The 15,467-nt window shown below is 43.4% G+C and carries 14 protein-coding genes; 7 read left to right on the top strand and 7 right to left on the bottom strand.

The genetic code is table 11. From position 1 onward, the window contains the following. Positions 1-168 precede the first annotated feature (168 nt). Together VIN08_RS24375 and VIN08_RS24370 are read left to right on the top strand one after the other, a co-directional pair. A complete protein-coding gene (locus tag VIN08_RS24375; RefSeq protein WP_331971092.1) occupies positions 169-2,313 on the top strand; it encodes a hypothetical protein in 2,145 nt (714 codons plus the stop codon). 7 nt (positions 2,314-2,320) lie between these two features. Continuing rightward, positions 2,321-2,983, top strand: coding sequence for a hypothetical protein (locus VIN08_RS24370; RefSeq protein ID WP_331971089.1), 663 nt, complete (start codon positions 2,321-2,323; stop codon positions 2,981-2,983). Here VIN08_RS24370 and VIN08_RS24365 read toward each other — a convergent pair whose 3' ends face one another. The 4 genes from VIN08_RS24365 to VIN08_RS24350 form a co-directional block, all read right to left on the bottom strand. Continuing rightward, positions 2,984-3,541 carry an RNA 2'-phosphotransferase gene (locus VIN08_RS24365; RefSeq protein ID WP_331971086.1) on the bottom strand — a complete coding sequence of 186 codons (558 nt, stop codon included), beginning with the start codon at positions 3,539-3,541 and terminating at the stop codon, positions 2,984-2,986. It lies immediately after the preceding gene. A 66-nt stretch (positions 3,542-3,607) separates the two neighbouring features. Continuing rightward, a complete protein-coding gene (locus VIN08_RS24360; RefSeq protein WP_331971084.1) occupies positions 3,608-4,747 on the bottom strand; it encodes an acyl-CoA dehydrogenase in 1,140 nt (379 codons plus the stop codon). A gap of 139 nt (positions 4,748-4,886) precedes the next feature. Then, positions 4,887-5,585, bottom strand: a complete 699-nt coding sequence (locus VIN08_RS24355) for a zinc metallopeptidase (protein WP_331971081.1) — start codon at positions 5,583-5,585, stop codon at positions 4,887-4,889. A 201-nt stretch (positions 5,586-5,786) separates the two neighbouring features. Beyond that, positions 5,787-7,676, bottom strand: a complete 1,890-nt coding sequence (locus VIN08_RS24350) for a HAMP domain-containing sensor histidine kinase (protein WP_331971079.1) — start codon at positions 7,674-7,676, stop codon at positions 5,787-5,789. A 134-nt stretch (positions 7,677-7,810) separates the two neighbouring features. On the opposite strand from VIN08_RS24350, the gene VIN08_RS24345 reads away from it, so the two are divergent. From VIN08_RS24345 to VIN08_RS24330, 4 genes are all read left to right on the top strand, one after another. Further along, the gene (locus VIN08_RS24345; RefSeq protein WP_331971077.1) at positions 7,811-10,141 is read left to right on the top strand and encodes a TonB-dependent receptor; all 2,331 of its coding nucleotides are present in this window, start codon (positions 7,811-7,813) and stop codon (positions 10,139-10,141) included. 2 nt (positions 10,142-10,143) lie between these two features. Further along, complete coding sequence (locus tag VIN08_RS24340) at positions 10,144-11,025, top strand: DUF4249 domain-containing protein (RefSeq protein ID WP_331971074.1); 882 nt, start codon at positions 10,144-10,146, stop codon at positions 11,023-11,025. A 139-nt stretch (positions 11,026-11,164) separates the two neighbouring features. Next, positions 11,165-11,608, top strand: a complete 444-nt coding sequence (locus VIN08_RS24335; RefSeq protein WP_331971071.1) for a nuclear transport factor 2 family protein — start codon at positions 11,165-11,167, stop codon at positions 11,606-11,608. 4 nt (positions 11,609-11,612) lie between these two features. Further along, positions 11,613-12,158 carry an RBBP9/YdeN family alpha/beta hydrolase gene (locus tag VIN08_RS24330; RefSeq protein WP_331971069.1) on the top strand — a complete coding sequence of 182 codons (546 nt, stop codon included), beginning with the start codon at positions 11,613-11,615 and terminating at the stop codon, positions 12,156-12,158. Here the strand turns inward: VIN08_RS24330 and VIN08_RS24325 are convergent, their stop codons facing one another. The 3 genes from VIN08_RS24325 to VIN08_RS24315 form a co-directional block, all read right to left on the bottom strand. Further along, on the bottom strand, positions 12,159-12,512 hold the full coding sequence (locus VIN08_RS24325; RefSeq protein ID WP_331971067.1) for a hypothetical protein: 354 nt from the start codon (positions 12,510-12,512) through the stop codon (positions 12,159-12,161). It lies immediately after the preceding gene. Between the two features lie 267 nt (positions 12,513-12,779). Next, positions 12,780-13,460 carry a carboxypeptidase-like regulatory domain-containing protein gene (locus VIN08_RS24320; protein ID WP_331971065.1) on the bottom strand — a complete coding sequence of 227 codons (681 nt, stop codon included), beginning with the start codon at positions 13,458-13,460 and terminating at the stop codon, positions 12,780-12,782. 6 nt (positions 13,461-13,466) lie between these two features. Next, positions 13,467-13,964 carry a cupin domain-containing protein gene (locus VIN08_RS24315; RefSeq protein WP_331971062.1) on the bottom strand — a complete coding sequence of 166 codons (498 nt, stop codon included), beginning with the start codon at positions 13,962-13,964 and terminating at the stop codon, positions 13,467-13,469. Positions 13,965-14,205: 241 nt separating this feature from the next. On the opposite strand from VIN08_RS24315, the gene VIN08_RS24310 reads away from it, so the two are divergent. Then, the coding region (locus tag VIN08_RS24310; protein WP_331971060.1) for a glycoside hydrolase family 3 protein at positions 14,206-15,467 on the top strand (1,262 nt) is incomplete at its 3' end.

Raw genomic sequence — 15,467 nt, 5'->3', positions numbered from 1 at the left:
AGGCAACACCTTATGTTGCCGGTATAGCAGCGCTGTTACTGGAAGCCGCTCGTAAAAAGAATAGCAATTACAAAGCACATGATTTAAGAACTCAATTGATAGATCATGCTGATGCCCGACCGTATGGCAAGTTGATAAACCCCGTTAATAGTTTTAATAAATTATAAGATGAAAAGAAATATACTATACCTGAGCCTTGCACTGGTGTTATTTATACTTCCCGGTATAGTGCGAGCGCAGATCGCGTATCAGGATGCATGGGATCTGGCAGCACTAAATCCTGTTATTGACAATGGACAAGTATTATTCCCTATTGGGGCGCATAAGAAGGCTGCGGAAATACTGAAAAAGTATACTAACAAGACAACGTACGCAGAGATACAAAGTGAGTTCACAGCTAATCCCTTCATAGAATTAGCAGTTGACAATTCGCAAAGCAGCAGTACCATTACAGCAGGGGCTGCTAAACTTTTTGCCGGAGCTGCCAACCTTGATATAACCACCCAGGCCGAAGGTATAGCGCTGTTTATGATAAGTCGCGCGAAAGAAGAACTTACTATATCATTCTTTAACCGATTCAAGAAATGTGTTGAAGAAAATCCGGAGATCGCGGTGTTGTTTCCTAAAACAGCCGGCACCCTGGAGCATCTTCTTTCGTATCACTATCCTGAAATGCTTCCCGCTTTGCAAAATGCTTTCTATGATGATTTGAATGCATTGCCGAATCACATAGACGATGTATTGGAATTACCAAGATATAGAGAGCTGTTGCTGAATTTTCCGGAGGTAAGAATTGCTATTCACTCTATTCGCATTGTTCAGCAACTGGAAAGTGGAGATGCGCATTTATATGAAATTATAGATCAGTTTGCCAAACTCGAAGAGTGGGATGATGCACATGCATCCATACACTTGAAGAATGCCGGTAACTCTGTTCGCCTCGGAAATATTATCTCTCAAAGCTTACTCAGCAATACACGCTGGGTATCTGTTTCTGATATTCTCTCGCTGGTGCAGGATAAAATTGCTTTTGAAATATACCTCGGTCTTATATATCAGCAGGTAAAGAATGAGAACATTACCTTTCTGAATGCAGCCGGTAATGCGACTTCCTTTACGGATGTGATGAAGAATAACCAGGAGACGCTGATCATCTTCCAGATGCAGTTAACGGAATTTATACAACTGGCCGATAAGGTGGAGAACACTGCTGCTGATATAAGAGACAAACGCACCAGAAATGAAAAGCTGACGAACGAGGATTATTATACCTATATCAGTGCCGGTATAGATGTGATCGAGTATAGCTTTGGCCTGGTGAAGCTCTTCAATGAACAATTTGCTGCGGACGACTATATTAAAATGATGCGCAACGGCAATGACTTGTATAAGAATATAGTAAAGAAAGAATACAGTGCTGCCATCACAAATGCCGTAAACATCTTTAAAATCATAAGCGATGTAGTGGGTAAAGATAAAGAAGCAGCCATTAAAACAGATCTTGCCAAGCTGGACCCTGCAACTATATCTGACGCTGAAATAAAAGCTATTGTTACGGATGCTAAAGGTGCATCGCAGTTGGATGATAAGAAGTTAAAAATGCTTGCATCGAAGAAAAGTGAATTGAGGAAGCTGAACGTAAATGGTATAATTTCGAGAGCGATAGCGCTGATTAATATAGATTCACTTCAAAAAATTATACCGGAGATATCCAAGTACGGGTTATTTATAGCCAACGTTGCCAATGCTAAAACTCCGGAAGAAGTGCAACAGGTTATTGAAGCAGCCGTGTTGCCGGTGGGAAGTTCTTCTATCAAGAAAAATTCACAGTTCAATGTTTCGGTGCAATCCTACCTCGGTGCCTACTGGAGTAGCAATGCCGGTGGAGCTATCGATCGTGCCTGGAATAGTAAATTTGGTGTAATAGCTCCTATAGGAATTTCTGCGAGCTATGGTTTTAAAAAGTGGGGCTCAGCCAGTGTGTTTGCAACGCTGCTCGACCTAGGTGCTATCGTGGATTATCATCTAAAGTATGATTCTGTTTCAACCGGAGGTACAAAGACGGTGGCGACCAGTAAGAATTACCAGATAAAACTCGGACAGATATTTTCTCCGGGAGGATATATAGTATATGGATTACCCTTTAACCTGCCATTGTCTATCGGCTTTGGCGGACAGTATGGTCCGGGGCTGAGCAAGATCGAAGCAGATGGCAGAACGGTGGTAGACAATCCTTATTGGCGCTGGAGTGCATTTCTTGCAGTAGACATACCGTTGTTTAATATTTTTAATCGCGAAGGAAAAAAGAAATAGGGTATATATGTCAGATGGTCTGAAGTTTTGGATACAAACTTTAGTAATACCAGCCGTGCTGGCCGGTGTAGGCTACTATATTAACGATACGTTGCAACAGCAGCAGCGTGCTTTTGATAAGATCAAATTTACCGAGCAGATCATTAACGAAGCGTTCGATTCAGACAATCCTGATAAGGCGATGGCGCTCACGCGAATTATACCTTCGCTAACCGAGGATAAAAAATTTGCGGAAGACCTCGTGGCGATGGTCAATAGTTACTACGTGAAGAAAGCCGAGCAGGCGTTAAAGACCGGAGACGAGGCAGCATATAAACAGATTTCGGAGGCGGCATCTGTATTTAAAGGCGATGGTATATCTATTTCTGATTCGCTTAAAACAAATCCTGCTACCAGCAGTGCAGAGAAGGCAAGACAGTATGAACAGGATGGCCTGGTACATTTACAACAAGGCAATCTTGAAAAGGCCCGCGATGCGTTTCAAAAAGCAGAGGCTTCTTATCCGGGCTTTCACTCTTCGTATGAGATCGCGAATCTCCTTACCAAGAAGATTCGCGATGTGAAAGCAGGAGCAGATCAATCAGTAGTGCGTCAGCAAGCGATCGATACTATTCAGAAAAAATATTCCTGGCGATTGAGTCCTCAGGTATTGAAGAAGCTGAATCAATAGTTATACAGCTTTTACTATACTCAGGTATTTAAGAGGTACATGATCGGTAAGCCATACGTCATTATCAGAAACAAAGAAACTATGGCCATCAGTAAACATCTGACCGGCCGCAATGGCGAGTAACACAGGCTTGCCATAACGACTGCCTACGGCTAGCGCAGTTTCTGTAGATATACTCATGTGTACATGATGGCGTTCTCTTTTGTCAAGTCCTGTTTTGAAGATAGACTCCACTGAAGTTTCGGCCGTGCCATGATATAGTATAGCAGGAGGTTGTTGTGATGTATAATTTAACTCTACATCCACGGAATGACCCTGACTGGCGCGGATCTTTGTTTGATCTTCGTTATAGGCAAATCGCTTTTTGCTATTCGTATGAACGATATAGTCCAGCGTTTCTTTTGTGATTGAGTGACCGTGAGCCGATACCTGTTGGATGAGTATGGATACCTCTGTCCATCCGTTTTCATCGAGCACAATGCCTGCTGCTTCCGGCTGGTGACGAAGTATCAGGCTCAGAAACTTGCTGATTTTAACACTCTCTTTTTCTGAAATCATTTTGCAAATAAAAAATATAGCGCAGGTGTCTGCGCTATTGTTGAGTAAATATAGTTTGCGTTGCGCTTACTTTAGCAGCTCGCGCGAAATTACCATCTTCTGTATCTCTGTTGTGCCTTCGTATATCTGCGTGATCTTGGCATCGCGCATTAAACGCTCTACGTGAAATTCTTTTACATAGCCATAACCGCCATGTATCTGTACGGCTTCGGTAGTTACATCCTGGGCAATCTGCGAAGCATATAGCTTGGCCATAGCAGCTGCTTTAACAAAATCTTTTTTCTGATCTTTCAACCAGGCAGCCTGGTGTACTAACAGGCGCGCTGCATCTATTTTGGTAGCCATATCAGCGAGCTTGAATTGTATAGCCTGGTGTTCCGCCAGTGATTTGCCAAAAGCTTTACGTTCTTTGGAATATTTGAGTGCCAGCTCGTATGCGCCCGCGGCTATACCCAATGCCTGCGATGCTATACCTATACGGCCGCCATTTAACGTAGTCATCGCGAAAGTAAATCCGAAGCCATCATCGCCTATGCGATTTGCCTTCGGCACTTTTACATCGGTAAACATGAGCGAATGTGTATCAGACCCGCGTATACCCATCTTGTCTTCTTTCTTGCCAACCACAAAGCCAGGCATTCCTTTCTCTACAATCAGCGCATTTATACCTTTGTGTTTTTTGCTGATGTCGGTCTGTGCAATCACTATATATATACTCGCGCTATTACCATTGGTGATCCAGTTCTTGGTTCCGTTCAGCAGGTAGTAGTCTCCTTTATCTTCAGCCGTTGTGCGCTGACTGGTTGCATCCGAGCCTGCTTCCGGTTCTGATAAACAGAAGGCGCCTATAACTTCGCCCGTGGCAAGTCGCTTCAGGTATTTTTCTTTTTGTTCTTCGGAGCCAAATCGTTCAAGTCCCCAGCATACCAGCGAATTATTTACCGACATACATACGGAAGCCGAGGCATCGATCTTGGATATTTCCTCCATCGCCAATACATACGAAATGGTATCCATACCACCGCCGTTATACTTGGTGTCAACCATCATACCGAGGAAGCCGAGTTCTCCCATCTTCTTGACTTGTTCTTTGGGAAATTTCTGTTCTGTGTCGCGCTCGATCACACCCGGCAGTAATTCGTTGTTGGCAAAATCGCGAGCAGCTTGTTGAACAGCAATGTGTTCTTCAGTCAGTTGAAAATTCATATCCGATGGGTTAATGAGTTGTTGGTATAGGTATAGCGTTTAAAAACAAAAGCCCGGGTCAACGACCCAGGCTTGCAAAATAAATCTCTTCAAGTAATGTTAAAACCTTTTGTACGACTTTTTAAATCGTTTACAAACGTTAGTCCTCGCGACTTCCGAGGAATAGCATTACATAGTAAAACAATGTTGTTAAAGCACCTATTGCGGCTACAACGTACGTCATGGCAGCCCACTTCAGCGCATCTTTCGCCATACCATATTCGGCATTGTTTACGATACCGCGTGATTGCACCCATGCCAATGCGCGCTTGCTGGCATCAAATTCTACCGGCAAGGTGATCAGTGCAAACAATGCGAACACGCCATAACATCCGATAATGATGAGCAACGCTGTTTGAAACGGAATGATCTGCGATGCGAAGAACGCACCAAACATCATGATCATAAAGAGGAAGTTGATCACTTTGGCGCTAACATTTTGTATAGGCACCATGGCGGAGCGCAGCTCCAGCATGCTATAGGCACGTGCGTGTTGCACTGCGTGGCCACATTCGTGAGCCGCAACTGCTGTAGCAGCAGCATTTCTTCCAAAATATACCGCTTCGCTCAGGTTTACTGTTTTCGTAGCGGGGTTATAGTGGTCGGTAAGTTCACCTTCCACGTGTGTTACCTGTACATCATTAATTCCATTGTCGGCCAGCATCAGGCGTGCTACTTCTGCACCGGTTAAGTCGCGGGTCAGATGTGTCTGTGAATACTCCCTGAATTTACTCTTCAGGCGAGATTGCACAATCCAGCCAATTGCCATGAAAAAAAGACCAATAATTAACGCTCCCATCTTTCGTAAAATTTATTTAGGTTGTTTGTTGTCAGAAATCTCTGACGATTACAGTAATGATCAAGGTTTAAGCCAAACCTATAAATCTGCCAAATCGACATTTATCCGAATCATAAATTCAGGATTTACTGAAAAAATGATTTTCCTGGTTTGTAATAACAATAAAACGCAGCGGTTAAGTATATTGTTCGGAGTTTTAGATCAGAGGGCGAGTGTCAGCATAAATGAAATTTCTGTGCCCTTACCTTGCTCGCTGCTGATGCGGAGCTCTCCTCCATTGAGTTTGATAAATTCTTTACACAACAACAGGCCAAGACCTGTTCCTTTTTCTTCCTGTGTGCCGCGCTTGGTAAAATGTTCCTGGCTCAGAATTTTATGAACTTCTGCGGGCGTCATACCAATGCCGCAATCTTTTACCGTAATGAGGCAGGTGTCGCTTGTAGTTTGTGTAGATACTTCAACCTTCCCGTTTGCTTTCGAGAATTTAACAGCATTGTGAATAAGATTTCGAAGTATAAGCTGAAGCTGATTCGGATCTGCCAGTACCAGAATATTACTGGTTGAAATATTTTCGATGCGAACATTTTTTCGTTCCGCTATGTCTGCCAACAGATTGCAGGCCTCATCGATAGCCATCTTTACTTCGAGCGCTTTTCTTTCAGTGCGAATACCTTCCATTTGGCTCAGCGACCAGTTCAGTAAATTTTCCAGCGTGCGCTGCGTAACGTTAAGGTTGTCTTTTACTTTATCAGACACTTGTAGAAATTCTTCCTGCGTCAGAATCTTGGAGGTGACAAGCTCCAGTAAAGATTGCAGTGTTGCTATAGGGCCACGCAGATCGTGACTGATAACGGAGAATAATTTTGATTTGAGCTGGTTAAGGTAGTGCAGGTATTCGGCTTGTGCCTGCATTTCTTCGCGTTGCAGTTCTATCGCTTTGTTCTTTTCCTCCAGTGCGTGATTAGCCTTTGTCTGCAGGGTGCGTAACCTTGAGAGTAAAATAATAAAGCCCATCAGCAGAATTATACCAATGGCCAATAGTATTGTGAGCCAGCGTTGATTGCTGATGAGTTGATATTGCAAGGCATTCTCTTTGCCAAGCGCATCGATTGTTTTGTCTTTTGATTCAAGCTCGTACAGCGATTTCATCTCCTGTATCTGTCCGCTCTTTTCAGAATTATACAGGCTGTCTTTATACTGATTGGCCAGCTTCAGGTGTTCAACTGCGAGTGCAGGCTTATTGGTTTGCGTATATATATCGGCCAGCAGTGAGTGTGCATTTATCAATCCGGGAAGATTGTTGATAGCATTGCCCAGTTTAATGGATTGCTTCAGCGAATATATAGCACTGTCGGGTTTATGAAGCTGGTTGTAGTTTCGTGCAGCATGATAAAAAGATATACTCAACGCACGGGTGTTGCCCGCTACGCTATCCAGGTGCAACGCTATACGATTGTAGTTCATACTGTTTTTATAATCGTGCAGTGCAAAGTATATTTTGGTTTTGCGACCATACAGGATGCTGATGTTCAGCGTATCCTTCATATCCGCGTATAGTGCAAGGCTTCTGTCAACAAAATATAGGGCAGAATCATATACTCCTGTTTCGGCCAGGTACATGGTGCGTTCGCGATAGGTATCGGCTAACAGCCTGGTGTTTTTTGATTCTATAGCCAGCACACGTGCGCGGATCAAAAACATATTGGCTTGTTTGAAGTCGCGCAGATCGATGGACGTGCGGGCGAGTGCGAGTAAACTTTGTCCCCACAGGTAAACATGCGGAGAGTTCTCCAGTAATTTCAATGCCTTGAAGCCATACTCAATGCTTAATCTATAATTGGCCTTGGTCCAGTTTGCTTTTGAAAGTATAAAATAGCTATAGCCTTGCAGGTAGGTGTGATCTTCTTCCAAGGCACGAGCGAGTACGGTGTTGGCTAGTGTAATGGAAGAATCAGGATTTGCGAGGAAGATGCTATAGGCTCTGGCCGCCAGTTGAACCAGCTCTGTGCTATCCGATTTCTCGAACGCCAATGCCGGGCCGGACGACACGGTTAGCAGTGTTATCAAGAAAATGCGAAAAGAGGGGTTCATCGGTCTAAAATCTTCAAAATAAACCTGTTAGCAACCAAAGAGAAAAATCAAAACCTGCTAAAAAGGCATGTAAGTTTTAACAGCTATAAAAAATCACTTTTCTGAAAAGTCATAAAATGCACACAGAAGTCGTTATGATTTATTATTTTGTTTACAATCAGCCCAAACCTTCTGTGATAGCACGTGCGATGTGGATAGCGGGGATCGTGATGCTTCTCAGCATGCAGCATGTAACAGCGCAAACTGTTATTCTGCGAGGCACCGTGCGTGACCAATCGGGCGAGCGGCTTCCATCTGCCTATATTGTAGTTTACCCCGATTCCATTCGGTTTGCTACCAACAGCAATGGCAATTTTTCTCAACAACTATCTTCTGGTAAAAAAACTATACAGGTATCTTTTGTAGGATATGAATTGCTCTGGCAAAGTATATCTCTTCAGCGCGATACATCGTTCACGTTCACACTTCGGCAATCCATAGGGCAATTGCATGAAGTAGAAATTATAGGGCAGCGAAATTTGCAGGAGAGTGTTTTGCAAAGTAACCGAAGCAGCACCTATCTTCTGTCACAAAAAGATATTCGCATGTTGCCGGTATTGGGAGGTGAGGCGGATGTGATCAAAACACTTCAGTTGTTACCGGGTACACTCCGTGGTGTAGAAGGAAGCTCTGATCTTTTTGTGCGCGGAGGTGCGGCCGATCAAAACCTGGTGCTGCTCGATGATGTGCCTATTTATAATCCCAGTCACATGCTTGGATTTCTGTCAGTGTTCAATCCGGATATACTCAGTAAAGTAGAAGCGATCAACGGAGGTTTCCCGGCCGAGTTTGGCGGGCGATTATCATCTATACTAAATATTGAAACTACCGATCGCCTGGCGGATACAACGCACGTATCCGGAGATATAGGTATAATTGCTTCGCGACTATATGTAGAGCAACCTATTGTAAAAAACAAAGCCAGCTTTTGGGTAGCAGCAAGAAGAACGTATATCGATCAGGTTGTAAAAGCGCTTGGCGAAAAATTGCCGTATTATTTTTATGACCTCAACGGTAAATTTATAGTCACACCTACCGATCGCGATCGCATGGAGGTTAGCTACTATGGTGGTAACGACAGGCTGGAATTATTCCGCGATCGTAACAATGACGGAGATGGTTTTCTGACGGAATATGTAGCAGGCAATAATAGTATATCTCTTCAATGGAACCATCGCATGGCTTCGCGCTGGAGCAGCAATTTGTCATTGCTGCAATCGCGGTATAAGTATAACATTCGCAATGCATTTGAAGAAAATGAATTACAGGCCTATTCAGATATACAAGATTATGGAGCACGCTGGTTGATACAGCGCGACTCTGTAGCAGGAACAGGCACTGTAAAAGGTGGCCTTGAGTGGACGCGTCATGCAGTTAGTCCGAATATTATTAACACACAAGGTACCATTGCCGAGTTGTTCGAGAGCAGTGCTACCACCGGCCGTATATCCAACGAGTTTGCTATACATGCACAGTACGAATGGTCTGCAACGCCACGCTGGCGTTTCAATACAGGCTTGCGTGCATCGATGGCGTTCGTAACAGGCAAGCAATATTTTATTCCGGAGCCTCGCCTTTCTGCACGTTATGCGATCAATAACGACCAGGCATTGAAGTTCAGTTACTCGCGCATGGCGCAGTATATGCATCGTATATCAAGTTCAGCAGTTACTTCGCCTACAGATATCTGGTATCCTGTAACGCAAAGCATACGGCCGCAAACTTCGCATCAGGTTGCTATAGCATGGCAGCGTTCATACCCGAAGCAGAATATATTTCTCTCTACGGAAGTATACTATAAATCCATGAACGATCTGATCGGCTATGAAGAAGGAACCAACCTCTTTCTCAATAATGATTTTGCATCGAAGCTGATACAGGGAAAAGGTAAAGCGTATGGATTGGAAGTATTGCTGCGCAAAGACGCTGGTAAATTTACAGGATGGATCAGCTATACATTATCGTGGTCGTGGCGACAGTTTGATGAGATCAATCATGGTGCGTGGTTTTATTCCCGTTATGATCGCAGGCACAATGGCGCTGTTGTTATGCAGTATGCTATCAGCAAGCGCTGGGCTGCTTCTATGGTGTGGGAGTATATATCCGGTTCGCGCTTTACACCCGTAATTGGTCAGTATGTTATGTTGGCGCCTACTCTTACAGGCGTTGATCTTGTGCCGATATATTCCGGTATAAATGAAGTAAAGCTGGCTAATACTCATCGTTTAGATATAGGTATAAAATACAAAAGTAAGCCGGAGCGCAAATTTCAGTGGCAATGGTTTGCCGGAGTATATAACGTATACAATCGCGCAAATCCGATCGGTATCATTATCGAGCAGGATGAAACTACCAACGCACTGCGTTACGAACAGCCGGGGCTATTCGGATTAATACCTTTTATCAGTTATGGCTTTAGATTTTGAGTATGCAGTATATAAATGATGATCATGTGAAGATAGAACGATCGATACAGATTGGCAGATATACTATAGTATTGCTAGCTATAGTATTGGGAGCGTGTTTGCCTGACCCGCTGGAAGTAACGGGAATTCCGGAGGTAAAACCACAGATCGTTGTGTCTACGCAGATCATACCTGATCAGTCGCTCGTGGTGCTTTTGACAAAGTCATTTGGTGCATTAGATGCCAGTGAAGACAGCGATCCGCAGGAGCTGCTTGACCAGATTGCTGTAAACGATGCACTGGTTACTATTGCCGGTCCGCAGCGAACTGATACACTAGTATCATTAGGAAGTGGCCTATATGGCGGTATTGTTATTCCATTTGAAAATGGTGGCGAGTATCATTTGCATGTCGTAAGTGAATCGCTAGGTGAAGTATCGGCTACTACTACTGTAAAGCCCCGTATCGTATTTGATACAATAGATGCGGAGCTATATTTTAATGGTTACGATAGCCTTGTGCGCATCTCGTATAAGTTTACCGATCCTGCTGCTAAAAATTGGTATATGTTAAACGTACAGCAGATCGAGCGCAGCGAATTGATAGAAGATGTATTGAATCCACCGGCTTCCATGCGTTTGCTTGATGATGCTGATTTTACCAGCAATGTATATGGAGAAAGCTTCAACGTTGTGCAGCGTGACTTTAATACCGGAGATACTATAGCGGTATTTTTTTCGAACATCAGCGAAGACTACTATAATTTTGTAAAGCTACGACTCGATAACCGGTACAGTTTTACCGAGTACCTGAGCGAGCCGGTAAATTATCCTACGAACATTGAAGGAGGCAAAGGCTTTTTCAACCTTTATGTTCCGGATGTGCGCACATTTATTGTCGAGTAGCCCTTGCGTGATTTCTGTTTAAATCTTTTTTCGGGCATGCCGTTTTAACTGGTAACAAAATGAAACTTTACCCGTTGGTGGAGTAGCGGAGCTTTCTCGGGCTTCTAAATTTGTAACCCATAACCCAAACTATATTTACATGGAAAATAAAAGCAAACGAGATGAAGTGATCGAGCTTGCCAACAAGCTGTTCATCTATACCGATTATCAGCAGTGGGATAAATTACTGGACGAAGTGCTTACTGAGAATATCTGGTTCGATATGTCATCGCTGGGTGCCGGTGAAGGCAAAAAATTCCCCGCGAAAGAAATATGCACGATGTGGAAGAATGGTTTTGCCGGTATAGATGCTGTGCATCACCAGGCTGGAAATTACCTGGTAAATTTTGCAGCAGAACCAATCGAAGCAAATGTATTTTGCTACGCTATAGCCTTACATTATAAGAACGCAGCTACACAGGGAAAGACCCGTGAGTTTGTAGGAAGTTACGACCTGCATTGTGTGCTAACCGATAAAGGCTGGCGTATTGATAGCTTTACCTATAAAGTAAAGTATGTAAACGGAAATGTAGACTTCAAATAATAACATGGCATCCTATACCTTTAAATCTACTATACTTATACTGCCGGGCCTTGGTAACTCTGGTGATGGACACTGGCAAACATTGTGGGAGCAGCAATATGATTTTATACGGGTAAATCAGAAAGACTGGGATACACCGGTATGTGAGGATTGGATTGAGACGATTGATAAAAAGATAGCTTCGCTAAATACAACGGATGTGCTACTGGTTGGCCACAGTCTGGCATGCTGCACCATAGCTTTCTGGGCTAAACGTTACAACCGGGTGATTAAAGGTGCTCTGCTGGTGGCTCCGAGCGATACGGAAGCAGAGACATATCCACCGGGAACATCCGGCTTTACTCCTATGCCGTTGAATAAATTACCTTTTCGTTCTATAACAGTGGCGAGTACGAACGACTACTATGTTACCAGCGAACGGGCTCAACATTTCGCGAACACCTGGGGAAGTGAACTGGTATATATAGGACCTGCTGGTCACATCAATGTAGCTGCAGGCTTCGGCCATTGGCCAGAGGGAATTGAATTGCTAAAGCAGCTCGATCAATAATTACTGATTCAGCGTAACGTAATAGTTTGCTTCTGCGGTAGCTTCATCTTTGTTACCGGCTTTGGTAAAGTTGAAGTTTTGCTCTGCGCTGTCTTTTACTATTTTGATCTTGTACTCACCAGCTTTCTCATAATAGAAATCGATCAACGCTTTGTGATGAGTGATTTTCTCCGTCATCAGTAATTGTCCATCTTCAGAGTAGACCTGAACGGTAGCACCGATAAATTCATTGCTTACTTTAAAGTAGAATATATCGCGCTTTTTAGAGAGGATGGAAATCTTGCCATCGTTGGCCAATACAGCAGAAGACGCAAGGAGAAGAACGAGCAGTGAAAGTACAGTTAGCTTTTTCATGCGAATGATTTTTTAGTTGATTCGTATAAAACGAATACAATGCCACTCGCTGAAAGTGTCTTTAAACGCAAATTTAGCAGATTTCATTTTTGGCAAATTCCATAATGGGAATAATCCCAACTTATGGAACTGTGAAGCCGAATTGAGTGACTGGTTTGATCCACACATTTAATTTGTGGAAAAGCTTCACTAACAAAATATAGCGTGTAGAAAAGAAGCGATCAGCCTAACAAAGAAGAATAGTATAGTAAATCTGATGTGCTCTCTCTAATCAGGACTACCTTTAAGGCGAGGGGCATTAACCTCGTAGAAGTTATTAAGAATCTTCATCAGCTCGCCAGCGGTGAGATAATACATAACCGTATAATTCTTGGCGTTGAATTGCCCCAGTAACTGATAGTATTGATCTTCTGTAAGTGAATACTTTTTCATAAGCCCCGATTTTGTTTCGGGGTTGTTGATTACAACATCTACATACGTTTTGGCGCGTAGGTTATCTTCGCGAAGCCATACAAGTTTGCGCTTTTGCTTTTTGGTTTTAGAAAGATAGAAGGGAAGTTTACGATGGGCGATCTTGGCGTTCTCATCATCAAACATACCTTCATAAGGATCTATAGCAGTCGATTCGATCGTAACAGCTTTCAATAAAATTCCTTTTTCAGTCATGCGTATAACACTTGGCTCCCAGCCCCAGAGTGATTGCTCGACCGTTTGGTAGCCCACCAGTGAGAATATCAGTGTGTCGCGTTGAGTAGCGGATATGCTGAAGTTTCCTTGCATATCGGTAGATGTACCTCGCATGGAATTTTTAATACGCACACTTACAAAAGGCAACGGACTAAATGTAGCAGAGTCTACCAGTATACCTGTAAATATCTCTTCCTTCTGGGCGAAAGCAGCGCCAACGCATAGTATAAAGAAAGCACAAATAATAAATCGTTTCAGCACGTGAGTCTAGTTCGTCAATAATTCTATGATGTTGCTACAGGCAGGAAAAGTTTTAAGCAGTGTATTCCGATCTGCCAATTCAAAATCAGCAAAATCAAAGCCGGGAGCAACGGTACATCCCGACAAGGTATAGGAATTTTCTTCATTTACCTTTGCGCCAAACCAGCAATTAGCGGGAACAACAACCTGAAGCGACTCTCCCTTCTCAAGATCAGCACCCAGTACAAAAGTTTTTAGTCCGCCATCTTTTAATATATAGATCGTTAGACTTGCTCCTGCATGATAATGCCACAGCTCATCTGATTTAATACGATGAAACACAGAACGATCGTGTGAGCGTAGCAGAAAATAAATAGCTGTAGAAAAATTTCGAGGAGCAGTAAATCGCGTTGGCAATCCTGCGGCAGAGATTAACTCCGCTGCACGATACGTCTCTTTATAAAATCCTCCTTCCGGATGCGGAAGAAGTTGAAGATGATCGATCCAATAACTAGCTGGCTTCATGCTGATAATTAAAACGGCCTCTGATTTTAAAGTCCTGCTTTTTAGGCGGCACGTAAGCTATTCGGAGACCTGAAAAACACAAGGTAGCAGATTTACAAAGTTGTTTAGAAAGAAGTTATATAGCTAAACAATTTCTAATTAGAAAACGATTGCGAGATCATTTATTTGAAATGAAGTAAAGATTCGTAATCAAGCTCTTACCACCTCGCTATTTTTGATAACAACCAAACCAAATTATCCCATGATGAAGTCTTTCATACGGGCCATAACGGCCGCGGCTATACTGCTGGGTATGGCTGAATGCAGCAGCGATCATTCCGCTGCACCCCCGTCTTCTTCCGCTAATCTTAGTGTTGCTGACCTTCGAAAGTTTGAGCGCAGCGACAATGCCGACATCGAAAAGAAAATTGATGATCTGTTAAGCCAGATGACGCTGGAAGAAAAGATCGGGCAGATGACCCAGATCAATAACTCAGCCATCGTAACCAACGCCAATTGGGGTGCAGGCTCTGATCTTAGCATCGAGATCAAAGTTGATACTGCCAAGCTCGGACAGATGCTGCGCAAGTATCACATCGGTTCGTTTCTTAATGGTATAGCAGTGCCACCTCAAACCTGGTATCAATTCTATAAAGACTTGCAGGAGCATAACCTGAAAGTATCGCGACTGAAGATACCGGTTATATATGGTGTAGATCACATGCATGGTCCTAACTATGTAGAAGGTGCCACTATATTTCCGCATGCTATCAATACTGCAGCTACCTATAACAATCAGTTCCCGGCTGATATGGCACACGTAACCGCTATAGAAACAGCAGACCTCGGACATCAGTGGTTGTTTGCTCCGGTACTTGATCTTTCACGCACACCGCTTTGGGGACGGTTCTATGAAACATTGGGCGAGTCGCCTTATGTAGCAGCAACCATGGGAAGTATATTTGTTAAGACTGTACAGAACGATCCGGATATAGCGCCCTATAAAATTGCTGCTACCGCCAAGCACTTCTTTGCATACTCCGATCCTAAATATGGATGGGACCGCGGTCCTGTAGATGTTTCTGAACAGGCTCTCTATGAATTTCATCTTCCATCATTTAAAGCAGCGATCGATGCGGGTATAAAAACCGTGATGATCAACAGTGGCGATCTGAACGGAGAGCCTGTGCATGCATCGCATTGGGTGCTTACGGAAATACTGCGCGGTAAATTAAAATTCAAAGGTGTGGCCGTAACAGATTGGGAAGATATAATCCGCTTGTATAGAAATCACCGTGTAGCAGCAAACGAGAAAGAGGCTACCTATAAAGCGATTACGGCTGGTGTAGATATGGCCATGACTCCTTATACTACAGATTTTTGTGATTATCTGCGCGAGCTGGTAACAGAAGGAAAAATCAGTGAAGAACGCATCGATCTTTCTGTAGCACGTATACTCCGCCTGAAACTCGAATTGGGTTTGTTTGAAAATCCACTACCGCGCAACGACCGGTTTAATCGTGT

It is taken from the genome of Ohtaekwangia sp., assembly GCF_036568665.1.
In the GTDB taxonomy this organism is placed as follows: Bacteria; Bacteroidota; Bacteroidia; order Cytophagales; family Cyclobacteriaceae; genus Ohtaekwangia.
The sequence above is the reverse complement of the archived record's forward strand: the minus strand, read 5'-3'. Positions and strand labels throughout refer to the sequence as shown.